Consider the following 25,107-nt stretch of genomic DNA (forward strand, 5'->3'; position numbering starts at 1 on the left):
GGACCGGACTTCTAGAGCTCCGTGACCCGGATATTGCTGTAGTAGGCTCTCGCCGCGCCAAGGGTGCTGACTCCGTACATGCCGTAGCCGAACGTACCGTCCGTATGCTGCAGGACTTGCTCCCCGTTGATGAACAGCGTGATGACCTGCCCTTGCACCGTCACCTTGAATTCATAGTTCTGACCAAACTGCCATGGGTAGCTGGCTCCGGTCAGTTTAGTATAACCGAAATCGTTCAGGTAGAGGGAGACTTGATCTTTGCCGTCAAAGCCCGCGTGATACCCGCGCATCGCTCCTTGGGCGCGAACCGCCACCAGGTGCGAATCGCCGATTTGCGGATTCAGGTCCAAGGTTACGGAATAATCCGTGGCAAAATAGTTCCCCGTATACGCTTCGCTAGGCTCGGCGGTCATCAGATACATCGAGCCGTCCACCAGACTCCAGGCGCCGTGATTATGGGCAAACGGCGTCACGCAGCCAAAATCGCCCGACTGTTTGCGGAAATCGATCGTGTAGTCCGCTTTGCCGGAAATCCGGAATTCGTCGATAAAGATGCGGCCCAGGCTTTTCGGCTTGCGCGTCGAATACGATTCGAGCACGATGCCGACCTCGTCGATCAGCTCGCCTTCCGAATCCGGGATGACGAACTCCACCTCTATCCACTCTTGATTTACGAGCTTGACATAGCCTTGGACGAGCTCCTTCTTGCTTTTGTGCAACCGGACGTAAGGAGCAATGCCCATCGTTTCGTTGCCGCCCCATTGATCCAGATAAATGTTCATCGATACTTTCTGACCCGAATACGCTCTCGGCGCAAACGTCGGCGAATACCGCTCGTCGCTGAAGTCGGCGCGGGTGTAGTAGGGCTTATAAAAGACTTTCGACTTCTCGCCGCGGGTCATGCGGTCAAAGATAACTTCGAGCGAGCCGGTTCCGCGGAAAGCTTTCTCCGTCGAGTGCCGTGCCTGGCAGAAGAACGGATCGGATACCCGGATATTGTGCGTCGACCCCGGGAGCTCGAAATCAAAATAAATGTCCCGTTCCGTAAAGCTGTCGACGATTTCCTGCGGGCACGGCTCCTTCGCCAGACGGTAACCCAAAATCGTCAATTCCTTGGCATACGTAGGAATATCCAAAATGTTCAGGTAGCCGGAGATACCCGACATCACGATGGAGTCATTGATCGGCTTGCGGTACTTGTCCGCGATGCCTTCCAGGCCGCATGCGACGCCGAGCACGGTGCCGACGTTGCCCGCATTGCAATCGGTATCCCAGCCGCACATCGTGGCGATTTCCACCGTCCGGTTGAAGTCGCCCTGACCGTATATCATCGACAGCACGCAGACACCAGCATTTGGAATAATATGGCACACGCCGGTATATTTTTCGTAGCCCCAGTCTCTTTCGAGCATATCTCGGCAAGCCCGGAAGTCGTCCGGCTGCTGCGCGTGGAATTCCAGCACCGCTCTCGACACTCGCGCATAGAGGGAATCCGCCGGAATTTGAGCGAGCCCCGCTTCGATAATCTCACGGATATCCGATGTTTCGAACGCTTTGGAGATCGCCGCGCAGAAAAATCTCGCGCCCAGCACCCCTTCGCCGTCGTGCGATACGCGGGCCGCAGCTTCGCCGAAATCGGCGGCTTTTTTCGGATTGCAGGGATTGACCAAGCCCCACGTATCGATGAAAATTTGCCCGCCGATCTGCTCGGCGATAATAAGCCCGTTCTGCTCGATGGAGCCGGATTGCGGGGCCGGAATTCCTTTTTTCAGGTTGATGTACGCCGTATGCTCCGTGCTGACGCCATAGCCGCCCCACCAGAACATCCCGATGCCTTCACGGGCGTAGTTCAGCCAAGCGCGAGCCACGTCGTTCGGGGTAATATCGCGGTCGACCGCGTCGTCATACAAGGCCCGCAGAAAATAGTACGGACCGTTCGCGTCGTCATCGGCAGCGAAGTTTTTGAATTCCTTCACGTAGTCCGTAATCTCGCCGTACGTATTTTTGATCCGCTCATAGGTCCAGATCGTCGGCTCCACCGGCGCGCCCAGCCTTATGCCGATATTCATGCCCAAATAACCTGCGTAAACTTTCTCTAAATAATTCGAAGGAATCATGTTCCGTGCACCGCCTTTAAAATAATGAGCCTGGAAGGAGTCAAATTCGATAATAGATGTTACGTGGGGGCAGGGTATCCACTTCCGGTCACTCTTGTCCGCAGGAAATTTGGATTGGAAGCCGCTTACAGCGGACATTTCCCGCGGACAAAGGCGAACGCTATCGCTCCTCCAGTCGATACCCCGCCTCTCGTATGTTTCTCTATTATTGTAATGATCACTTCTGGACTTCCAAAAACTTCTGCCGCTTGCTGTTCAATTCCAGATCCTCTTGAATAATCGCCGCGGCCGCTTCGATAAACCGGTCGCAGCTTCCCGCCATATCCTGCTTATTCACTTCTTCCAACACCACGATCTCGGCGTCCGGGATGGCCCGGACGCCCTGCATCGCGCCCAGAATCGCGCCGATCATGACGCCGATCGAATCCGTATCGCGGCCGGAGCTTACGCCGTCCTTGACCGCCTCCAGAAAATCGCCGTCGTGCAGGACCATGTACGCCAGCGCCAGCGGCAGCTCCTCGATGGAGAACAACCGGCTTGGCGTGTAATGATTGGAAGGGATGCCGACTTTATCAATGCTCCGGTTAACGTCGTCGCGCATCGGAGAGTAGACCGCCATCACTTCGTGTAAAGCATGGACGACCTTGTCCCGGTCCGCTTTATCCGCTTGCAGGAGCAGGGCCTTCTCGCAAAGCGCGTAAATGGCCCGCTTCGTGCCGTCCTTGGCGTAATACACCGCGGTTTCCGCCACATCATGGACCGTGACGCCCGGCTCGAACGCTTTGGCGACGCAGGAGGCCATCACACCCGCCGCTTCCAGCCCGTAGCTGATTTGATGGCCGGAGGCGAACAAAATCGCTTCGTCGTACGCCCCCTTCGGGTTGCAGGCGTTCACGATGCCGACGGGAGCGATGTACATGGCCGCTCCGCAGTTGACCATATTGCCGTAACCGCCCTCGCGGGGCTCGCAGTTCGCAAGCACGTGCCGGTTGAAAATATGCTTCTCCGGATAAAACAACCGGTCCAAAATAAGCGCCTCACGGCCGAACTCCGGAATATATCTAGGTCGGAAGGCAATTTCCTTCACAAATTCGTTCGCCATATCGTAGGCGTCCAGATGCCGGCGCTCCGTGCAGTACACGTTCATCAGCGCCAGCGTCATGAGCGTGTCGTCCGTTACGATCCCCTGACCGCGCATTCGGCCGAGCCGCGACGTTTCCGGCCAATCCGCTTTCCACCATTTCGTCTTCGTCGTTTCGACACGGCCGTATTTTTCTTTAATTTGACCGTAGGTCATTTTCTCCACGACCGCGCCCATCGCATCGCCATACGCCGTTCCGAAGACGACGCCTTTCACCCGATCCGCAAAAGACAGCATCGGTTCCTCTCCCCTCCGCAGGAAGTGCGAGGCCTCCGCCCCGCACTTGACCGGCCGTTTATTTTATTGTTTGGTTGGCGTAATCCGTCATTTCCTTGCCGCCTGCGGCGTTCCAGGCTTGCACGAACTGATCGAAATCCGCGATCGTTTTCTTGCCCGTCACCACGTTGGCGGCAAATTCTTTGTATAGCGCGTTGCAGGCGTCCCATTTAGCTGCGAGCTCCGCAGGAATGATGAAGCTGTTATCTTTTTTGGACAGCTTGGACATCATATCCAGCGATTTCGCCGCCGGCTCGGACAGGTACGGCGTCGACGGATCGAACTCCGGCTTGAAGTTCACGGTCGACTCGACGAACCGCGGATACCATTCGGCCGATTTGGCCGTCAGCTTGATTTTGTTGTCGACGACGGTATATTGATTGCCTTCGATGCCGAGCTTATCCAGCAGTTGACCTTTCGGGCTGGCCAGATACTCCAAGACGGCGAAGGCCATCTCTTTATTTTTGGCCGTTTTGGCAATCGCGAAGCCACGGCTCTCCTTGCTCACGTCAACCGGAGTGTACCCTTGGCCTTTCCCTTTTGCCGGCGGCAGAGGCATTACCTTTGCAGTGGCTCCGTTCTGAGACGTCGATTTCGTGTTGTACAGGTCGATAACTTTCCCTTGCGTTCCTGCAATAACCCCAGCTTGACCGTCGTAGAACGCTTTTTCCTTCGTATCCCATTTTTTAGTCAAGAACTCGGGATCAAGCAGGCCGTCCTTGTACAGCTTCGCATAAAACTCCAGCTTGTCTTTCTCGAAGGAGGTCGTTTTGCCGAACGCGTACTTGCCGTCCTCGCCCTTCAGCCAAGTGGAAGTCAGTCCGAATGCTTGCCCAAATGTGGCGTCAAGCTCGTCGAGCGTACCGGCTGTCGTATACGCGAATTTCGCGCCGTTCTTATCTTTCAGCTCTTTGAAGAAGTTGTAGTAGTTGTCCACGGTCGGGTTAACGAGCAGCTCCTTGCCCGAGGCCGTCTTGTCAAACCAATCCTGGCGCACGACCGGAACCGAGCTGCTCGTCGGAGACAGCCATACCAGATACGGATAGTTTTTCGTTCTTTCCTGGTTGTACGGGTTCATGGACGCTTTCACGTGCGTCGATTTTTCGATGTACGGCGTCAAATCTTCCAGAATTTTTTGGGTGACCGCGAATTGGTAGTCGCCGCCTTGGAAATAAATCAGATCGGGAATGTTGCCGCTTTGCAGCAGCAGGCCCAGCTTCTCGGAGTAGGTGCCGCTCTGCACGGGAACGAGCTGCAGCTTCACGTTTTTGCCTTCGGCCTTCATACCTGCTTCGATGCCTTTGAGCAATGGATCGTCGGGCTGCAGGTCCTTGTCGACGATCGTAATCGTGACCGGCTGGTCGCCGGACGGCGCCGCGGCCGAACCGCCCGGAGCTGTCGAATTGCCGGAGCTGCACGCGGTGGAGATGACCAGCAAGCTTGCTGCGAGCAGGGTGAACACTTTTCTCATTTCTATTTCCTCCCCAATGTCTTGTGTTGTTTATTCTTTGACGCCGCCATCCATTACTCCGCTGGTATAATACTTGAGAATAATAGGATAGAGCATAAGAATCGGAATCATGGCAATGACGATTGTAGCCGCTTTCAGCGATGAGAAATCAAGCTGCGCGATATTGTTGTTCTTGAGCAAATTCGCTGCGCCGACCAGCGTCGAAGTGTCCCGCTCCACAACGAATTGTCTAAGCAGCACTTGCAGCACCGTATTCTCGCGGCTGGACAAGAAAATGCTGGATTTGAAAAATTCGTTCCACTTTGCAATCGCGTAGAACATCCCGATCGTCAGCAGCGGTATGCGCGCCAGCGGCATAACGATACGGATAAACAAGGTCATGTGCCCGGCGCCGTCGATTCTGGCCGCTTCCAGCAAGGACTCCGGAATTTCCTCCAGAAAACGCATCATAATAATCAAGTAGTACACGTTGATCATCCGGTACAGCACCATCGACCATAAGCTGTCGAGCAGATGCAGATCCTTCATGACCATATATTCCTGAACGATCCCCGGCTCGAAGATCATGATGATGATCAGAAAAATCATAATCGGAGTTTTGCCGACCAAGTTTTTTCGCGTTAAGACATAGGCCGCAATCGTTGTAAAAAAGATGCATAAGCAAGTGCCTACGATAGTAATAAACAGTGAATTCATCAGCGCCTTGCCGACAATCGGATTGCCGAGAACGACTTGAAAATTGATCAGCGAGAACCCCTTGGGCAGCAGATCGTAGCCTTTCAGCTGATTAACCCGGTCCGGATGCGATAACGCTCTGGCAAATATGTTCACGATCGGCACGAACATCGTCAGCGTCAGAAGCGTCAGCATCAGCCCGATCAACAGTTTGAAAACGGTTATTTTTTTGCCAACCATCTTGGCTCCCCCTTACCATGCGCCTTTCGAGGTCAATTTCTTCGATATGAAATGAGTGGACAGCACGAGCACGACGCCAATCAGGCTCTTGAACAGGTTGGCCGCTGTAGCGAACGAATATTGCCCGTTGATCAAGCCGACACGGTAGACGTACGTATCGATAATGTCGATCTGGCTGTTGACGGAATCGTTGGTGAAGTTCAATACCTGATCAAGTCCCGCATTCATAATGAAGCCGACATTCAGGATGAAAATCGTGACCATCGGAACGTACAGATGCGGCAGCACGACTCGGGTGACAATGTGCCAGCGCGACGCTCCATCCACATAAGCCGCTTCGTACAAGCTGGGGCTGACGCCCATGATCGCGGCCAGAAAAATAATCGAGTCCCAGCCGATACTGCGCCAGCCTTCGCTGGCAATCAGCACCCACCGGATGCTTCCTTTATCCGTCAGGAAATCTTGAGGCGGAAAGCCGAGCGCCTTGATCAGATCGTTCACTGCCCCCGTAGACGGGGACAGAAATTCGAACCAAACGCCCGCAATGACGACCCACGACAGAAAGTGGGGCAAGTACGAAACGACCTGCACCGCCTTGCGGAATTTACCGTTCGCGAACTCGTTGAGCATCAGCGCGAACAGGATCGGAATCGGAAAAATAAGGAACATTTTCATCGCGCTAATGATTAAAGTATTGGCCAGTACATTGGAAAAGATGGGCGTGCTGAACAGCTCGCGGAAATATTTGAACCCGACGTACACGTTGTCTCCAAGAATGCGGTATTCGTAAAAGGCCAGCTTCATGCCGATAATCGGCCATACATGGAAAATGACGAAATACGCGAGACACGGGAGAAGCATGAGATAGAGCACTTTATCGGCCCATATTCGATTCAGCTTCGAATACGCTTTCATCCGTTACACCTCCTGACGGATCACAAGTTGATCTCCAGTTCCATCAGCGGCGCGTGCTGCTGCGCCCCGTACACGTCCCGGTCCAGGAAGGTGCCTGACGAAACTTTTCTCGCAAACGTTATTTTGAATCCGAGCGCCTGATCGAAGAAGACGATCTGCGTAATGTTATGCTGCTCAATATTGTAGAGCCGCGATACGAGCTCTTTATTGATCAGGCCTTGCTCTTTGATTTTGTAATAAACGGACGGATCGTCGAACAGCACGTCAACCGTTATTTCAAAGGGGCCGCTGTTTTTGCTGCGCAGGACGGCCGCCGCATCGAATAGCTTCATAGTTTTACACCTCTTCATAATCGGTCCGGAACATTTCGAATCCGTCCGAGACTTCCATCAGGTGGTAAACGGAAAACTCGTATACCGCGCCGAACGGCACATCGCTGGGCGCAAACGGAAACGCCAAATTCCCCGCGGTCGCTTTTCTTCCTTCGTACCCGTAATGCAGAAAGGTCGATCTCACCGAGCTGCATACCGCATTGGCCAGCTCCTGCGTCTTGGCGACGACCTCGAACACGATTCCCAGCTCATGCGCCGGCTTACGCTGCGGCTCCAGCTCGCCCAACACGCCGTCGAGGCCGTAGTTGATAAAATGGATCTTGTAGTCGTCCGGCGATACCTCGCTGTAATAGTCGCGCACCTGCTGCTTGACGAGCTCTTCGACTTCTTCGATTTTCGCAATCAGCAGCGGATCGCGGACTCCTGCGACGACAAACGTGCGGTAAGCCACCTTCATCGCGCCTTCCAGCTTGATCTTGTACACCGGAGTTTCGGCGATTCGACTGCCGCGCACTTCGACGCTGCCGTCCCCAAGCTCCATAAAAACGCAATGCTCCAGATTGAGCACCAAGCCCGGCCCGTGCAAAATGTACGGGTGGTCCTTCTCATAAAACGTGTGCGCCGCCACCGACACCGCCGTACATTTACGGTTCTCATTCAGCGGCTGCACGATAAACGAATCCGCTTTCAAGGTGCCGAGCATGCAATCCTTCGTCGTTCCCGGCTCGGCGGACAGTGCAGCGCACTCCAGAATTTTGCCGAGATGGTAAGCAAGCGCCGTATCGTAGCCATGGTGCATGGCGACAGCCGCAAAAGGCGACGGGTCGTACGCGCGGCCGCAAATAATAATGTCCGCCGCTTCCTCCAGCGCCGCAACGATCGGTTCGTGCCCCATCTGCGCCACGATGCGGTCGGTTGCCGCAAGCCGTTCCGGCGTCAGCGGCGCAACGGTCAGGCCCAGCGGCTCGCACTTGCCTGCCTCCAGCTTCGCCGCCACCACCTCGTGGGGAATGTCCGCCCAGATGGTCGCTACCTTGATGCCGCGAATCCCGCGCTCTTCCAGAATCTCCAGGACGATCGACCGGGTCCATTCCACATGAACCTTGGCACCGCTTCCTCCAGCCGATCCGATGATGATCGGAATGCCTGCTTTGACACCCTCGGTAATGATGATTTCGAGATCCTTCTTGCAGGCCTGCTTGCTGACAATCGCCGTGCCTGCGCCTAATTTATGAGGTCCCGCGTCGGTAGAGCCGGCGTCCACCACGATCGCATCCGGGCTGTAAGCCATCCCGTTCATAAAGGAGGACTTCGGAAACCCGTAGCCCAGCATCCCGCAAGGGGCCAAAATTTTGAACTCGTCCTTTGCCATATGACTCCTCCGCCCTATCCGCTAACGATGATTATCTGTTTTCCACCAACTCACACAAATTTTGGATATTGGGTAATTGGGTGGTCCAATTTAAACGTCAAAAGGATGCTGATCATCCATTTGACTCCGTTTTGTTCGAAGAAACATTTTGCTTCACCTGCTGGAGATGGTGCAGGAGCGCCGCTTTGGCTTTCGCCGGATCTTTTTCCTTGATCGCTTGAAGAATGGCGTAATGCTCCTTGTACACTTCGCTTTTGCGACCGGGGATATCGACCGTCTTGGTCAGCGTTTTCTGCAAAAGATCCATATGCAGATCGATCAGATTCACCAGCACAACATTGTGCGTCGCTTTGGCGATCGAGAGATGGAACGCCTGATCGGGATTGACGGGATCGTCGGAGCTGCTGTCGATCGTCCCCCAGCGCTCAAGAGCGCTTTCAATTTCCGCAATATCCTGTTCGGTCGCCCGCATTGCCGCCAATTCCACAATTCCCGTCTCGAAAATTTCCCTTGCCTCCAGCAGCTCGATAATCGTCGCCCGCTCGATATTTTCGAGGATGCGCTTCGTATCTTCCGCCTTCGTCAGGTTTTTGCTGAGGAAACGGCCGCCTCCCGGACGGGTTTCGATCAGTCCCTCCCGCTCCAGAATGCGGAAAGCTTCGCGCAGCGTACCGCGGCTGATGCCGAACGCCTGGGCCAGCTCCCGCTCCGTTGGCAGTACGTCCCCCGGAGCAAGGTTGCCTTCGAGGATGATATTTTCAATCTGCTCAATGACATCTTCATAGACCCGGTGGTATTTTATTTTCTTAATGGTCATTGTCCGTTACCTTTCCACGAATAACGTTACTTTCGGATAATTGGATCATCCAATTGCCCACACCTTTATACTAAGCGCAATAATTAGGCGTGTCAAGAAAAGTTTAACGGCTCCAAAAATCAATCATTGACAACAATCGGACGGCTGGAGTATATTCGAATTACGAATTAACGTCAATATAGCGACAAACCATAAAAGGAGGTTTTTGGTATATATAGACAACTCACTGCAAATTAGCGAATATATAACGACATTTCATGAAAAAGACTCTTTGCACAAATCGGATTGGAGGCTTAATCTGCATGTCTAATGCCATCAAACAAATTATTACGCACATTGTCGAGGTTCCGCTGATCCATACCTGGGAAATTTCCCTGTATTCGGCAACAACAAGACAGCACGCTATTGTCGAGGTGATTCTGGAGAGCGGTATTCGCGGGTACGGCGAATCCTCCCCTTCTCCGGCATTTATGGGAGAAACCGCGGAAACGGTCAAATTGGTGAACGATCGGTATCTGGCTCCGCCTCTGATCGGATTGCCGGTTGACGAGATTGCGTGCGCGCATGCGAAAATGAATCAAGCCATTTACGGGAATTCCGCCGCGAAATCGGCGATCGACATCGCCCTCCACGATGCGTGGGGCCAAACCTTGAATCAGCCGCTGTATAAATTAATTGGCGGAACCGCGCGCGAATCCGTCCCGTTAACGTACGTCGTAGGCATCAAAAGCAACCGGGATGCTTACGAGGAAGCGATGAAGCGAATCCACGAAGGCTTCGGCGTCGTCAAAATCAAAGTCGGCAGAGATCCGAAGAGAGACATCGAGCTCGTCAGCCTGATCCGCAAAGCCATTGCAGATTCCGGCAAACCGGCCAAGCTGCGCCTCGATGCCAATCAAGGGTACGACGTCCCGACCGCCATCCGGGTAATTCGTGAAATCGAGGAAACCGGCGAAGTAGAATGCGTCGAGCAGCCGGTCCGAAAATGGAACATGCTTGGGGTAAAAGAAATTCGCGATAAAGTGAAGACGCCGATCATGATCGACGAAGCCGTATTCGGACCGGAAGACGCCATGACCGCCATTAAGCTCGGGATCGCCGATGTGATCAATCTGAAGGTTTGTAAAGTCGGGGGCATCTATCAATCGAAAAAAATCGCCGCGATGGCGGAAGCCGCCGGAATGACGTGCACGGTCGGCAGCAATCTGGAATTAGGCATCGGCATTGCCGCAAGCGCTCACTTTGTAACCGGCACGCCCGTCGTCACGTATCCGAGCGATTTCATCTGCGGAGCGTATCTGCACGAGCACGATCTCTTGAAAACACCGATTCAACAATTTGTGGCCGAGGGGCACATGCGCGTCACAGCCAAACCCGGATTGGGAATTGACGTCCGGACAGACTTGCTAAAACAACAATGAAAACGAAGAGGTGATGGCGTTGAACATTTCGATGGAGCGTTTGCAGCAGGACCTGGACAAGTATGCGCAATTCGGACGCGATGCGAACGGAGGTATGACCAGGCCGAGCTTTTGCCCGGCCGATTTCGAAGTTCGGGAAATATTCGTGCGGCAGCTCGAAGCGATGGGGCTGACGGTGACGATCGACGGGGCAGCCAACATTTGGGGCACGCTGAAAGGAAACGGGCAAAAACAAGGAGCCCTTGTGATCGGCTCTCATCTGGACACCGTTCCGAACGGCGGAAAATACGACGGCGCTTTAGGCGTATTGCTGGCCAAGGAAATTATCCGGACGATCATGGACCATAAGGTCAGCCTCGACCACGATCTGGAGATCGTTTCGTTTACCGCCGAAGAGCCGAACGACTTTAACCTTTCCACGATGGGAAGCCGCTGTTTTACGGGGAAGCTTTCACCTGATCATTTGAAAGAGGTTACAGATTCGCAAGGCTATCGGTTGGCAGAGGCTTTCCTTCAAGCCGGCGGAGGACTTGACAAATTCCCGGAAATGAAAACGCTTCAAAAAGATAAAAAAGCCTATATTGAGCTGCACATTGAGCAAGGCAAGCGCTTGGCAGCAAAAAACATGCCAGTGGCGTCCGTAGACAAAATTGTCGGAATTTACCGCGACAAGATTACAGTGATCGGCGAAGCCAATCATTCCGGCACCACCATGATGGAGCATCGCTGTGATGCGCTGACGGCGGCCGCGGAATTGATCCTGATGGCCGAGAACGCCGCCCGGAACGATGAAGGGGACACGGTGTGCACGGTCGGAAAGCTGGATGTGATTCCGAATGCGGCCAATATTATCCCCGGTAAGGTGGAATTTATTCTTGAGGTGCGGGGAGAAACCCGCGAAGACATCAGGCGCGTCGTTGCAGCCATTAAACAAGCATGGAAGCACGTGGAAAGCAAGCGCCGGGTCCAAATCAAAGAGCTGAACATCCTCGATCAAGCCCCCGTCCGATTGGACGAAGAGGTCGTCGCTCTGATCGAACAAGCGGCAAGCGACAGAGACGCACCCTTCCTGCGGCTCGCGAGCATGGCCGGACACGACGCCAGCCATATGGCCGATATTTGCAAGGCCGCCATGATCTTTGTCAAAAGCCCGAATGGAAAAAGCCATTGCCCGGAAGAATACAGCACATGGGAAGATATTGAAATTGCCGGAAACGTCATGCTGGACGCCGTCTTGAAGGCCGATCGACACCTGGGTTAACACATACATCAAGGGAGGTTTTTTATGATGATCCAAAGCCCTTCTCTTCTCGGATTGGTTCCCCTGCTCTTATTTATCGGTTTAATTTTCATCCGATGGAACCCTATTGCGGCCATTGGCACCTCCATCATCGTGGGTGCCCTCATGAGCGGCGCCAGCTTAATGGACGTCGCTACCGTCATCGGCAAAAACGGGATGGCCGATTTTATCGCCTATATCGGCCTTGTCATCTTGGCCGGCGGCGGCTTGGGGAAAATCGCCGAAAAGACAGGCGTCGCCCGCAACATCGTACGCTTTATCATGAACAAAGTCGGGATCAACACGCCGAACAAAGCGATGATCAGCACCATGATCGCTTCCTCCCTGCTGGCCGCTCTGTTAGGTACGCTGGCCGGGGCCAACGCAATCGTCGCTCCCGTCCTGATCCCTGTGGTAGCTGCAGCCGGCCTGTCCTCCAGCGTCGTGGCCATCCTGTTCCACGGCGCGGCCGCAGCCGGGTTGTTGCTTGGACCTTTCACTCCGCCTATGGTAACCTTAATGGAGCTGACAGGCTTAACCTATCCCCAGGTGCTTCTCCATGCAGGACTTCCTGTCGCCGTCATTATATGGGTCGTCACCTTTGTCTACAGCAAGCGAATCCTGAAGAAGACTCTGCTTTTGCATCCGTATTCCGATGACGACATCAGCGCGTTCCAGCAAGAAGAACAGCCCGATGCCAGGACGCGAAAAATTACGACCCAGGCTACCGTCGCCTTTCTCATCACCTTGCTCGGTTCCATTGCCTACGGAATTGCGATCAAAGGAGGGTCTACGTTTACCATCGTCGTCATCTTATTAACGGCGCTGATTACCGGACTCGTCGGAAGGCTTACTCCCAATCAAATTGCCGATACCTTTGTCGAAGGTGCCAAACCGCTTCTGTGGATCTTTATCCAGTTTATCTTGTTTACACCCTTCATCTACTTCACTGAAAAAATGGGCGGCTTCGAAGCCCTCAAAAATTTGCTGCTTCCTTACGTAGAGCACGGCGGACAAACGACGATGATCATTTTGAGCACACTCGTGAACATCACCGGTATTCCGGGAGCCGCGGTAGCGCATTCTATTCTCATGCATAAGATGTTCCTCCCTACCGTCACGGATCTGGCTATTCCGATGCCGGTCTGGGTGCTCGCTCTCTTGGTCGGCTCGCAAATGCCGTTCTTCTTGTACCCGACCGGGGATGCGCTCGGCTCTATGGGATTGGCCCGTTCCAAAGACCTGAAAAATGTAATCGTTTTCGGTGTCGTCGTGACTGCCGCCGTCTTTTTATTCATTGTCGTGCGCGCGCTCTTCTTATAACTAAATGGAAAGTGATGATCGCTATGAACTTTAACCAGCTTGAAGCCACCATACGCCAAGCCGCCTCTTCGGTAGAAGGCAAAGCGGGAATTGCCGTCGACACGGCCGAGGGGCAAATTCGCATCCATGCGGACGAGCCGTTCCCTTCCGCCAGCTTGATTAAAATTCCCATTCTGCTGGAAGCCTATCGGCAAGCGCAAGAAGGCAGGCTGGATCTGCATCAGCCTTATGCCGTTCCTTCCGGGGAGCGCGTGGGCGGAACAGGCGTGATTCATCAATTATCCGGCGCGCTGCGCCTGTCTTTGCAGGATCTCATGGCCTTAATGATTATCGTTTCGGACAATACCGCGACGAATAAGATTATCGATCTGATCGGCATGGAGACCGTGAACAAGCTATCAGCCGGTCTGGGATGCGGCGCAACCGTTCTGGGCCGGAAAATGCTCGATTTCCAAGCCAAGCGGAACGGGAAAGACAACTTCACCTCCGCCCGCGATATGATTATTTTCCTCAAAGAAATCGTCGACGGAAGCACCTTGAAGCAAGAGGCTAAAGACGCCGCGCTGCAGTTGCTGCGGAATCAGCAGTTTAATGCGAAATTGCCTGCCCGGATGATCGGCGGCTTTTCGTTGGACAAGCCGGTGCTTGCCCACAAAACGGGCGAGCTGCCCGGAACGGAGCATGATGCGGGCATCCTTCAGGTGAACGGGAAAACCGCCTACATCGCCGTCCTCACCACCGATCTGGTTGACAATCTTCCCGCGCAGCAGGTAATATCAACAATTGGGAAGGCCGTTTTTGATTATTTAAACGAATAGTTCATTCTTAAGCCCCTGGAATTCTCAGGGGTGTTTTGACTAAATGGCGATACGATTTGGAGGATGGGGCATGGTGATCAAAATTGCCGTTATCGGGTCTGAAAAAATGGCGGATAAAGTACTCCGCTTAAACAGCCATGCCAACGTGCAAATCCGCTCGCTCATTTATGACAAGCCGGAAGAGAGCGCCAAGCTGGTCAAGATGGCGCAAAATGACGACGTCCTGTTTTTCACGGGCCCTTTTCCGTATTTTTTCGCTAAGGACGAGATTGAGAAACGTGGGATTCCCGCCGTTTATATCCCGCTGGACGAGCTGGTGTTTACCGTCTCGCTCTATTACATCAGGGACACGCTCTGCATTCATCCGGACCGGTTATCGATCGATATCCCTTACCAAGAAGTCGTCCTGCATGTGTTGGACGAGCTGAATATCGACGCCGCCCGGATTTATATCAAAGAGCACGAGCATTATCGTACCGACGAGATTGTAAAGTTTCATCACGAGCAATGGAAGGCCGGAAACGTCGATTTTGTATTGACCTCCGTCCAATCCGTGCATAAAAAGCTGGAACAATTAGGCATCCCCAGCTTTCGCATGATCATTCCGAAAAAAAATATTCTAGACACGCTTCAGCACGCCGTCGCCAAGGGAGAACTGCTGTTAAGCCAAGCGTCCCAGATTGCCGCGGGCATCGTTCAAATCGACTATCCTGATGAAGCGCAGGCCGCGGATACGGAACTGCATGCCAAGCTGCATGAGCTGCTGCTGGACTTGGGGAAAAAGATGAATGCTTCGGTGAAACGCATCGACGACCGCACGTTTATGATTTACGGAACGAGAGGCGGCATCCGACAAATCACCGGGAATTACCACGTATTTCCTATTCTAGATCAGTTGAAACCGTTCACGCAGACCATCATCCGCTTCGGCTTCGGTTTCGGCGTCACGGCGCTCGAATCGGAAGAGCACGCCCAAATCGGCTTATATCATGCCAAGAAGCATGCGGGCCACGGCGCGTACATCGTTACCGAGAATAAAAAGGTCATCGGGCCGTTACATCATAAAACAACCAAAACCTTTCAGCTTCAAAGCGATGATGAGCACATCCTTACGGTTGCCAAGCAAACCGGGATCAGCGTTTCCAGCATTACCAAAATCATCGATTTTATCCATCTGCGTCACAACCGGATTTTTTCGGCGTCCGATCTGGCCGACTATCTGCAATTAAGCAAACGGAGCGCCGAACGCCTATTGAAGAAGCTGGTCGATAGCGGCTATGCCGAAATATCGGGCGAGGAGCAGCCGTACCAGAAGGGCAGACCGCGGGCCTTGTATAAAATTTTGCTGTGACCCTTGATATCGCTGGCAAAAAAAAGCCAAGCCCGAACTAAGTTCGGCTTGGCTTTTTTGACGATCCCCCGCCCCAAAGCGCCTTCAGCTTGTGCGCCGAAAGCTTCGGCTGGCGGTCGCGCGTGAACACGCCCTTGCGGTTAACAACGACCCGCGAAGGGGTCTGGCTTGTCTTGAAATCGGCGAACGACCATACGTGAGCTCCGATCGTGTATGGTTTTTGCCGGATGATTTCATACTGCCGGGTAACCATCTCCGCCTGGTATTCCTCGGAAAACACCTCCGGCGGGTCCACATGCACACCGGCGACCGCATCCGCTCCGAACTCCGTCACGATCACCGGCTTGCCGAGAACCTCGTAGCAGCGGTCCAGCTTCTCGCTCAGGATGCGGCAGCCTTCGTCCAACCGGCCGGCCTGCTCGTACCAGCCGTGATACCGGTTAAGGCTGACAAAGTCGTAATGCTTCAGCGCGACGTCCTTCTCCACATCGACGCAATTGACAATCGTAATCGGCCGCGTATCGTCCAGCGATTTCGCATGGCTGTACAGCGCTTCATAGAACGCATCCGCCTCCGGGGCCAACGTATCTCCTTCGTTCGCCAAGCTCCAGGCGATAACGCACGGGTGGTTGACATCGCGTTCGATCATTTCCGTGATCACCCGTTTCGCTTTATTCAGGATGGCCGTTCCTTGATAATGGCTGCGGACGAAGCCGACGAAAGGCGTTTCGCCGATAACCAACAGGCCGTGCTTATCCGCATAGCTCAAAAACTCGTCGCTGTACGGATAATGCGACGTGCGGACCGAGTTCGCTCCGATCCAGCTCAGCAGGTTGAAATCTTTGGCGATGACCGCGGGAGAGATGCCTTTGCCCAGTACCGGGAAGTCCTCGTGCATGCCGAAGCCGGTGAGAAATACCGGTTTGCCGTTCAGCAAAAGCTCGGTGCCCCGAATCGACACGGTCCGGATGCCGAACGTTTGCACGTACTGATCGATCACTTGTTCATCCCCGTCCGTCAAGCGGACCTCCAATTCGTACAGGAAGGGGTCCTCCGGACACCACAGTCTGGCCGCTGGAACGGTGAAGTCAACATCAACCGAAGGCCCGGCCGCTCCAATTTCCACGGACGAACGGCATTGCGTGCCACGTATGCTAACGGTGCAAGCTCCTTCGAAGCCTTCGCTTAGACCGACATGAGCTTTGACTTTGCCCTCCGTACCGTCGATCTCCGTTGTAATCCGAATGTCGCTGACAAAGGACATCGGAGTCGTAAACAGCGTCACCGAACGATGAATGCCGCCGTAAGGGAAAAAGTCGTAGTAATTGTTCGGATATTGTCCTTTGAATCCGACGATCTGCTCATCCTCCACGTCTCCCGGCGGAAGACGGTCGGCCGCGATGGCAGCGTCCACCCGGATCATAATCCGGTTCGGGCCGTCCCACCGGACATGGTCGGTAATCTCGAACACGAACGGAAGGTGCGCGCCTTCATGCCGGCCGACTTCCGCTCCGTTGACCCACACGGTCGACAAGTAATTGGCCGAGCCGACGCGCAGCCAGATCCGTTCCGAGCGAAGCTGTCTGGAAAGCTCTATCTCCCGCTCATACCAGCCCGAGCCGAAAAAGTACATCAAATCCTGAAATTGCTCGTTCCAGCTGGCCGGGACCCCGATTTCCCTGTCGGCCGGCAATTGAAGCGGCCATCCCCGTTGTTCCCCGTCGTCGTTAACATCCGGTGCAAACTTCCAAAATCCGTCGAGCGAAATCATCGCTCTGGAACTATTTGATTGTGGATACAGCATACGTAGTGGCTCCCTCCGTCTTCGATCATCTCTGGTTGCAGTCCTACGAAACATGATAGCACGGAGCGCCTGCGAATGATTTGCATGATTTTTACCGGATGTGTACACTATTTTGACTTATTGGCACGCGGAAGCAAGCTAACGTACGGCGATCTCGTCATACACCTTGTGATGGATGACGATATTCGCATTTTCCGCCGTCTCGGTTACCTGTTTGCCCAACTGCTCTTCGGCGTATTTCCATTTCAGCCGCTCCTGGACATCTTCAAATCGGAGATCCCTGCCCGGTGTGCGCTCCGTACATTGAAGGACAAATACCGATCCGGCCGTTTCGAATCGTTCGCTGACTTCGCCCGGCTTCAGCTTTCGGACAGCAGCGAACACCTTTTCGTCTTCCTCGCTGCTATCTACAGCATAGGTCGATTCGTCGAATGTTCTTTCCTTCACCGACGCATTTGCCCCAAGCTGCCGGATAACCGCATCGGCCTCCTTGCCGCTTGCCAGCCCGGATCGGATGCCGTTCATCGTCTCCATCGCAGCGCTTCTTGTTAAGGAACCGGAACTGTCCCCGCTCCCAAAAGCCAATTCAACGACTTGCGTACGAATACGGTCAGGCTTCTTCAGCTCTCCTTTTTTTCGCATGCTTTCGTAGGTGGCATGCAGCGCCTCGCTCGCGGCCCGAGCTTCATGGTTCGCAGCATAGTCAAGAAGCTGCCGTTTGATCTTATCGTGAGTTTGATTGAAATAGGCGATCTCGCTATACTCGCGGGGGCCGAATATAGGCTGGCCCTTCTTCACAGCCTCTGCTCTTCTTTTGTTTTCTTCGGCCAGACTCTCTTTAAAGGTTCTGTAGCTGACATCGTCCGTCAGTCCGTATTGCTTGGCCAGAAGCTGCTCTGTCTTTATGATTTTAAGCTTTTCCAGCGTTTTTTTCTTCGCCATCTCCAATGGAATTTCACCGTTGAAGCTTTTCGTCCAAAATTCCGCACTATCTTGCGCGCCGTATTTTTCATGAAAATATCCATACACTTCCGCTACGCGATCTTTTAGAACCATCTCATATTCGCCCAAAACAACAGGTTCCCCGTTGATCCTCAAAACCTCTGCATAAGCATCTCGGCCGGACCGCTGTCCGAGCAAGAAGAACAATATTACAACCAAAGCAGCAAGCGGTACTATGACAAGTAGCATTCGTTTCTTCATGTGAAAAGCCTCCTAAAAATCATCAAGGAAATAGCAGAGACTCCGTCAATCCGTCATCCAAGGCTTCTGCTATTTCCCAATGATCCTGACAATCCCTCGAAGTAAGGGAGGTTATTGCGTTAATACGAGCTGCGGCTTATTGCTCGCAGCCTCTTTGGTATTGAAAGAAACGTCTCCTTTCGAGCTGGCCGCGCCTTCGTTCACCAGCAAGAACGACACGAGCTTGTCCGACATCTGGCTGTTCACATAGTTTGTCACATCGAATTCATACCATGTCCCAACGGTATTGCTCATGACGGCGCTGCCGAGGAGCGTCGTGCCCGCCGGGGCGTTGTTCCAGGTGATGCCCGTCTCGCTCCAGCTTTTATCCGCGGTGCCGTATAATTTCACCGTTCTTGAAGCGTCCGTATTGACGGCCGGGACATACACCTTCACTTTGGCAGAAGCTGCGCTTGAACCGCCAAAGGTTCCGTAATTGAACTTGACATAAGCTTTTCTGGCATATCCGGACGCATCGGCTTTAATCATCATCGTCGCCTCTGTGCCGTAATTCGTGCCTGCGTAAGCCCCGTCCCTTACATAGGAATCGGCAGTTGGCTCATAGCTTACCGAAGGCTGGATCGGACCGCCCGACGCATACTCGAAGGCGCCGATATCTGGATTGCCGTTGTACAGAGCCGTGCCCCAGAAATCTCTGCCGCCGTTATTCGCCACAAAGACCCCGCTGTTAATGAGCGGCGAAGTCGGCTGAAGCTTGTAACCACTCAACCGGTTCGGATCGTTCATATTGATATTCATTTCTCCAGCCCCGGGGTTGACGAGCTGCGGATCGGCCGTTATTAAACCGGGATGAGACGCCGGGCCGTTGATATCGTCGATGGTTGCCGGGTAAAAGCTGTTGTTTTTGAATACCGCTGATGTGCTCCATGCCTTCTCCGCGAACTTCGTAATCGTTCCGTCCGCTTTAATGATATTGTTATAAAACTTGACCATATTGGAATCGTTATCAAAAACTTGGGTCGTCACGTTAGGTCCCACATAAATGGTATTGTTGTAAATTTCGTTTCCTGCATTGGTGCTGTGATAGAAAAAGATTTCCTGACCTGAACGGTAACCGTCGTTTTCGCTGATGTTGTACCTGAACTTCAAATTGCTTGCGCTGGGCATGACTAACACAAGCCCGCCGGAATTATTGTGGCTGTAATTATACTGGAACACGTCTCCGATACAGTTGTTGTCCGAATCGAAGGCTTCCCCGTCGTTGTTGCCGCCGCTTCCGCCGTACACTTCGTTGAACTGGACGACGGCTCCCGTCGTATAGTGCGTCCATAGGCCCGCGTAATTGCCGGAAGACGTTTTGCTGTGGTTTTTCACCGTGTTGTATTCGGCCAAGGCGCCGGACAGCACCTCCGCCAACACCATGCCGTCTCCCCATACCTCTTCGACGAAGTTGCCCCGGAATACGACATTCGTGCTGATCTTCGGATAGCCGTTGCCCGCATCCGATTTCGTGCGGATCCCTTCCTTGGTTACATTGGCGACGTGGTTGTTCTCCACCAGCACATCGTTAAATCCGGCCTGCAAGCCTACCGTAGCTTTCCCGTCTTTGTCGATATGCGTGCCGAAGAAGATGATTCCGCCGCTGTTTTTGTTGCCGTTCACATCCGAATTCACATCGTGAACGTAGCAATTTTTCACATAAATATGATTTTTCAAGCCCGATTGATTGTTGTACACCAGAATACCGGCCCTTGAGGACACAATGGAAGAACTGAAATTGGTCACCTCAAGGTTGTTAATTTCCCAATATTCTTGGTTATACAGCATGACGGCGCCCGATGTGTTCGCGGGATAGCTCGTGCCTGCTCCGTTAATAATCGGCTTGGCGCCGGTTCCGTAGCTATCGATCACAATCGGATTCCCGCTTGCTCCCGATCCCTTCGGCCATAACTGGCCGGTCCAGACGCCGCCCGACTTGAACAAAATTTTGTCGCCGGGCTGAAACGTTGTGCCGTTGACTTTGGCTAAAGTCGCCCATGGCGCAGCAGAGCTTGTTCCGGGATTCGTGTCGTTTCCGCCCGCCGAATCCACATAATAAGTCGTTCCGGCCGCATGTGCAGGCTCGGGAGCGACGTACAATACCCCTGCTATGTTAAGTAGCATGGCTATGATAAGGAGGACAGCAAAGCTAGATCTTTTACGGGGAAGGCTCATGATAAAATATTACCCGCCTTTCGTCTAAAATAATTTCCTGCGGTCAGCGAACACTATGCTCAAGAAAGCGCACTCATTTTTCATCCCTCCGTTTCTGTCCGCTAACCCCATAGTATTGGGCATGGCCCTCCCCGAACAGGCACGATTTACACCACTTTTACTCATTTTTTAATCCATTGGCTTCGAGACCGGACGTATGATGGCGGTCTCATCGTTTCTTGGACGAACGGTACAAACTCGGCAAAGCTCCGGTATGGGCCTTGAACAGCTTCGTAAAATAATTTTTGTTCTCGTACGAGAGCATGGCGGCGATCTCTTCGACGGTTTTGTCGGTCCGTTCCAGAAGCTCCTGCGCTTTCTCCATCTTGGTTCGGGTGACGAACTCGACAAAATTTTCTCCCGTTTCACGTTTAAACAGCCGGCTCAAATAGTTGGGATGGAGGTGCAAATGCGCGGCCGCCTCCTCAAGGCCGACCCGTTCCTGCCACTTGCTCGCGACAAACCGCTGGCATTCCAGCACCTCGCGGCGCTTCGATTCCTTTCTGATCCTTCCGGCACACTCCACGGCCTGGTTCAGGAAATGCTGCAGCCACTCGCCCAGCTCCTGCAGGCTGGTCAGCTCCATGACGTCATGATGCAGAAGCCCTGAGGAAAAGCTCGTTTGGTTCATCTGAAGAGATTTCAGCCGCAAGCGGATCTCCAGCACGATTTTGAGCATCCATTCCTTCACTTCCACAGGGTGAAACCGGTTTTCACGCATAACTCCCATCCATTGACCGACGGTTGCGGCGATCGAGTCCGTTTTCTCTTGCAGCACAAGCTGCCGGAAATCCTCCAAAGCCGGCACATACTGAGCTAACAGCTCGTCCCCCAAGCCTGCGACGGGCAGAGCCTGCTCCATTCGTCCGACCGATCCGTGCGGCATGTAAAACCGTTCCTTTCCTAGTCCGACGAGCGCCGCGAGGTTTTCCTTAAGACGGAGCGGCTCCTTGCAAGGCAGCCCGATCATGAACGAATAAGACACTTTCGCGTATTGAAGCAGGCACTTCTGCTGGGTACGAAGCATCTCGTCGACCCGCTTCCAGCTCCCGATACGATGTTCGGAGGAGAAGGGAAACAACAGCAGCAGCTCCCCCTGCTGATAAGGGAACACCTCGCAGGCTCCGGTACCGAGCGCTTCCGTCAATATATTCTCGGCCGTATCCCGCAGCAGCTCGGGGGTACGAAACCGCGCGACCGCTTCCCGGGGACGATCGGGAAAGGCCAGCACAGGCACCCGCTCCCCTCGGGAAAAGTCGATCCCGTACTCCTGCGCGCGCCGCTCCCATTCTTGGACGTTGAGCAGGGGGCTCTGAATGGTCTGGAACATGAAGGCCTGCCGAAGCAAGCTGTCGTTCTGCTTCACCTTCGCTTCCATGTCCCGCTTCGCGGCTTCGGAGCTTCTCTCCGCATCAAGCGCCCCACTCATCTGCTTCAACAAGTCCCCGATCAGCCCGGCCGTCATCGTTTCTTTCAGCACATAATCGGTGACATGAAGCTTGAGCGCTTGTTGGGCGTAATCGAATTCGTCGTGACACGAGAGAATGACGACTTTTAGCTTCGGATGTAATAAGCGCATCGCCCGGATCAGCGCCATCCCGTCCATTCCCGGCATCCCGATGTCCGTCACCAGAATATCCACCTGCGATGCCCCGGCAGCGGAGAGCGCTTCCTCAGGGTCTTGAAAGCAGCCGCCCAGCCGGCATCGAACCGCTTCCCATGGCAGCGCCTCCTTCAAATAGTGCAAAACCGGCAGATCGTCGTCGACAACAAAGACGGTGTACATCCTTTACTCCTCCTCTCGCTGCTGCGGAATGACCAAAGTAATGGTCGTGCCTTGCCCCGGCTCGGAATCCATGACAAAAGAACAATGCTCCTTATAAATGAGCCGAAGACGTTCGTATACGTTCCGCAATCCGATGCCCGACAATCCCGCGGACGCCCGTTCCTTCGCTTCGCCCTCCCCCTGCAGATCTGCGCGAAGCTTTTCCAGCCGTTCCTTCGAGATCCCGACGCCGGAATCCGCAATCACGATGTTCAGATGTCCGTCTGCCAGCAGGTGCGCACGAATCGTGATCGTTCCTCCTTTGCGGGCAAATCCGTGCAGATAAGCGTTCTCGATGATCGGCTGCAGCACAAACCGGGGCACTTCCGCCAGCACGGCATCCGAAGCGACCGTCAGCTTGAGATGAAGCCGATCGCCGAGCCGGACATTAATCAGCCGGACATACTGCTCAATCATTTCGATTTCTTCATGCAAGCTGATGAACTCATTGTTGCGGTTAATCGTCATTCTGAGCAATGAAGACAAAGAACTGATGAGATCGGCATTTTCCGCGTCGCCGCGAAGCAAAATTCTCATGCGGATCGAATTCAAAATATTAAATAAAAAATGCGGATTGATCTGAGCCTGAAGCATGGCCAGCTCCGCCTTTCGTTTATGCTCTTGCTCACGGATGATGCTGTGGACCATCGTCTCGATCCGGTCCAGCATCCGGTCGAAGACAAAGCCCAGCCGGCCTACCTCGTCCCGGCCCCGGATACCGGATCGTTCGCCCAGATGCCCGGATTCAATCCGGATAACGGTCTGCGCCAGCCTTCGAATGGGGGTGGTCAAAGCGCCTGTCAAATAGAGCAGTACTCCGGCGAACACAATTAAGCACAGCGTTTGAACGAGAAAATCGATGCGCCGAATCGCCTGGATCGGCTTGGACGCCTGCTTATAAGGGCTCATGCTCACGAGCTGCCAATACGGATTGAGCGCTTCCGCGATGAGAAGGTTGGCTTCGCCGTCGACCTCGATCAAGCTGGCCTGTCCTTCGGCGGGCAATTGATCGCGAAACGGAAACAGCGTGCCGATGCGCTCCATCTCCTTGTCGAATACGATCCTGCCTTCCCGATCCGTAATGAGAAGCGTCTCTTCCTTCTTCGAGCTTGAAAACAGCTTTTGCAAAGCGGCCGCATCCAGACTGACGACAGCCACCGCTCTGAGCTGGTCGCCGGAGCGAATAGGCTTGGCGAGCGTAAGGACGTAAGGGTGGCGGACGCCGTCTGGATTCGGCACATAGTTCGGTTCCCCACCAACCCAGCGGGTCTGATAATGCGTCAATTCGCTCGTTTCTTGGTACCACGGCTTACCGAACAACTGCTTCGGGTCGAAGTCAAAGCTGCTGTAGTTGGCCCAATAGTCTCCATTCGGCAAAAGAATCGTCAAATACAGCGGATCGAAGGAAGCGAGAATCGCGTCCAGCCTTTTGTTCAGCTTCAGCTTGGTTTGAACGATTTCGTACGGCTGGCGGACCGGGTCCATCCGGCCGAGCTCGGCAACGAATAAATGCAAATCCGGATCGAATTGCAGCAGGGTCAAAATATACAGCATCCGATCTAGTTGATTCGCCACGTACTGGTCTACAATTTTCAATGATTCTTGCGAATTGCGGGTGACTTGCTCCTTCATCACGTCCTGCGTAAACCAGTTGGAGACAAAAAAAGAAACGACGGCCGGCAGCAATAAGCACACGATGATGCCCGCCATCAGCTTGCCGCGCAGCGAGAGCGATTGAATCCAAGTCCGCATAGGGAAGCTCCTCCCCGAGCCGAAGGTGAAAAGGAGAACATTCGTCCTCCTTGCCTTCATCTTACCATAGCTTGGAAGGTAGCAGACCGTTTCTCGTTGCCCGCGGCAGCACAAAAAACGCCAAGCCGCAAAAAAGATCGACTTGGCGTCTTATTCGTCATATTGATGAAGCAGCGCCTCTTCCTCGGCCGCGCTTTGCAGATCGTACGCCGTGATGCTGTGGATCGGATAATACTCCTGATCCGCCAGACGCAGCGCTTCCTCCCGAAGGAATTTCGGCGAGCCCTCGTTCTCGTCGTCGTAGACTAGCAGCAGACCGTCGGAATTGCGCAGTAAAAATTGATCCCGCGCGCGAAACTGCCACGGCCCGCTATATTTGCTTTTCGTGACGCTATTCACATAGTCCGCGCCCGCCATCACCTGCTGGTAAGCGGCCTTTTTCTCTTCGCTCCAGTTCTCCTCCTGCTCCAGGAACGGGGTAATGACGGCGAGCTTCAGCTCGTAGCCTTGCGACTTCATCTCGAGCGCCGCCTCGGCCGCCCACAGCTCCACGCCCCATTGGCCGCTGACGATCACCCATTCGAGCCCTTCGTCCAGCAACGCGGCGAACCGGCTTTTCAGCGCCTTCTTAATAATCCCGATGCCGGGATGCTTCAGCGAAAATATCCCAAGCTCCGACGCCTTGTAGCCCGTTACAAGCAAGCTTTTCACGGTACCAGCCT

19 protein-coding genes are annotated in these 25,107 nt (G+C 53.8%); 5 read left to right on the top strand and 14 right to left on the bottom strand.

Annotated features, from left to right (window positions below; genetic code table 11):
- Nucleotides 1-11: 11 nt before the first annotated feature.
- From KQX66_RS06655 to KQX66_RS06690, 8 genes are all read right to left on the bottom strand, one after another.
- Nucleotides 12-2,117, bottom strand: a complete 2,106-nt coding sequence (locus KQX66_RS06655; RefSeq protein ID WP_216791232.1) for an ADP-ribosylglycohydrolase family protein — start codon at nt 2,115-2,117, stop codon at nt 12-14.
- Nucleotides 2,118-2,334: 217 nt separating this feature from the next.
- The gene (locus tag KQX66_RS06660; protein ID WP_216791235.1) at nt 2,335-3,495 is read right to left on the bottom strand and encodes an ADP-ribosylglycohydrolase family protein; all 1,161 of its coding nucleotides are present in this window, start codon (nt 3,493-3,495) and stop codon (nt 2,335-2,337) included.
- Nucleotides 3,496-3,553: 58 nt separating this feature from the next.
- The gene (locus tag KQX66_RS06665; RefSeq protein ID WP_216791238.1) at nt 3,554-5,005 is read right to left on the bottom strand and encodes an extracellular solute-binding protein; all 1,452 of its coding nucleotides are present in this window, start codon (nt 5,003-5,005) and stop codon (nt 3,554-3,556) included.
- Between the two features lie 30 nt (nt 5,006-5,035).
- A complete protein-coding gene (locus KQX66_RS06670; RefSeq protein WP_010496619.1) occupies nt 5,036-5,920 on the bottom strand; it encodes a carbohydrate ABC transporter permease in 885 nt (294 codons plus the stop codon).
- Between the two features lie 12 nt (nt 5,921-5,932).
- The gene (locus tag KQX66_RS06675; RefSeq protein ID WP_108534966.1) at nt 5,933-6,835 is read right to left on the bottom strand and encodes an ABC transporter permease; all 903 of its coding nucleotides are present in this window, start codon (nt 6,833-6,835) and stop codon (nt 5,933-5,935) included.
- 20 nt (nt 6,836-6,855) lie between these two features.
- On the bottom strand, nt 6,856-7,167 hold the full coding sequence (locus KQX66_RS06680; protein WP_054972102.1) for a DUF4387 domain-containing protein: 312 nt from the start codon (nt 7,165-7,167) through the stop codon (nt 6,856-6,858).
- A 4-nt stretch (nt 7,168-7,171) separates the two neighbouring features.
- On the bottom strand, nt 7,172-8,539 hold the full coding sequence (locus tag KQX66_RS06685; RefSeq protein WP_216791241.1) for an acyclic terpene utilization AtuA family protein: 1,368 nt from the start codon (nt 8,537-8,539) through the stop codon (nt 7,172-7,174).
- 112 nt (nt 8,540-8,651) lie between these two features.
- Nucleotides 8,652-9,356 (bottom strand): FadR/GntR family transcriptional regulator, encoded by a 705-nt coding sequence (locus KQX66_RS06690; protein WP_216791245.1) that lies wholly within the window; start codon nt 9,354-9,356, stop codon nt 8,652-8,654.
- A 302-nt stretch (nt 9,357-9,658) separates the two neighbouring features.
- On the opposite strand from KQX66_RS06690, the gene KQX66_RS06695 reads away from it, so the two are divergent.
- The 5 genes from KQX66_RS06695 to KQX66_RS06715 all read left to right on the top strand — a co-directional run bounded on the left by KQX66_RS06695 (nt 9,659) and on the right by KQX66_RS06715 (nt 15,548).
- The gene (locus KQX66_RS06695) at nt 9,659-10,777 is read left to right on the top strand and encodes a mandelate racemase/muconate lactonizing enzyme family protein (RefSeq protein WP_216791247.1); all 1,119 of its coding nucleotides are present in this window, start codon (nt 9,659-9,661) and stop codon (nt 10,775-10,777) included.
- Nucleotides 10,778-10,790: 13 nt separating this feature from the next.
- Nucleotides 10,791-12,038 carry a Zn-dependent hydrolase gene (locus KQX66_RS06700; protein ID WP_216791250.1) on the top strand — a complete coding sequence of 416 codons (1,248 nt, stop codon included), beginning with the start codon at nt 10,791-10,793 and terminating at the stop codon, nt 12,036-12,038.
- Between the two features lie 24 nt (nt 12,039-12,062).
- On the top strand, nt 12,063-13,379 hold the full coding sequence (locus KQX66_RS06705; protein WP_036689482.1) for an SLC13 family permease: 1,317 nt from the start codon (nt 12,063-12,065) through the stop codon (nt 13,377-13,379).
- A gap of 23 nt (nt 13,380-13,402) precedes the next feature.
- The gene (locus KQX66_RS06710) at nt 13,403-14,197 is read left to right on the top strand and encodes a serine hydrolase (RefSeq protein ID WP_216791252.1); all 795 of its coding nucleotides are present in this window, start codon (nt 13,403-13,405) and stop codon (nt 14,195-14,197) included.
- A gap of 70 nt (nt 14,198-14,267) precedes the next feature.
- Nucleotides 14,268-15,548 (top strand): transcriptional regulator, encoded by a 1,281-nt coding sequence (locus KQX66_RS06715; protein WP_216791255.1) that lies wholly within the window; start codon nt 14,268-14,270, stop codon nt 15,546-15,548.
- Between the two features lie 37 nt (nt 15,549-15,585).
- On the opposite strand, the gene uidA is transcribed toward KQX66_RS06715, so the two are convergent.
- The 6 genes from uidA to KQX66_RS06745 all read right to left on the bottom strand — a co-directional run bounded on the left by uidA (nt 15,586) and on the right by KQX66_RS06745 (nt 25,096).
- Entirely contained in the window at nt 15,586-17,352 is a 1,767-nt protein-coding gene (uidA, locus tag KQX66_RS06720; protein WP_216791257.1) for a beta-glucuronidase, read from the bottom strand.
- Nucleotides 17,353-17,490: 138 nt separating this feature from the next.
- Nucleotides 17,491-18,555, bottom strand: coding sequence for a peptidylprolyl isomerase (locus KQX66_RS06725; protein ID WP_216791260.1), 1,065 nt, complete (start codon nt 18,553-18,555; stop codon nt 17,491-17,493).
- 111 nt (nt 18,556-18,666) lie between these two features.
- A complete protein-coding gene (locus KQX66_RS06730) occupies nt 18,667-20,694 on the bottom strand; it encodes a CBM96 family carbohydrate-binding protein (RefSeq protein ID WP_216791262.1) in 2,028 nt (675 codons plus the stop codon).
- Between the two features lie 283 nt (nt 20,695-20,977).
- A complete protein-coding gene (locus KQX66_RS06735; RefSeq protein ID WP_216791264.1) occupies nt 20,978-22,594 on the bottom strand; it encodes a helix-turn-helix domain-containing protein in 1,617 nt (538 codons plus the stop codon).
- A 3-nt stretch (nt 22,595-22,597) separates the two neighbouring features.
- Nucleotides 22,598-24,385, bottom strand: a complete 1,788-nt coding sequence (locus KQX66_RS06740; RefSeq protein ID WP_216791266.1) for a cache domain-containing sensor histidine kinase — start codon at nt 24,383-24,385, stop codon at nt 22,598-22,600.
- A 150-nt stretch (nt 24,386-24,535) separates the two neighbouring features.
- A complete protein-coding gene (locus KQX66_RS06745; protein WP_216791268.1) occupies nt 24,536-25,096 on the bottom strand; it encodes an SLOG family protein in 561 nt (186 codons plus the stop codon).
- Between the last annotated feature and the right edge of the window lie 11 nt (nt 25,097-25,107).

This window comes from Paenibacillus oleatilyticus (genome assembly GCF_018998565.1).
Classification (GTDB): Bacteria; Bacillota; Bacilli; order Paenibacillales; family NBRC-103111; genus Paenibacillus_G; species Paenibacillus_G oleatilyticus.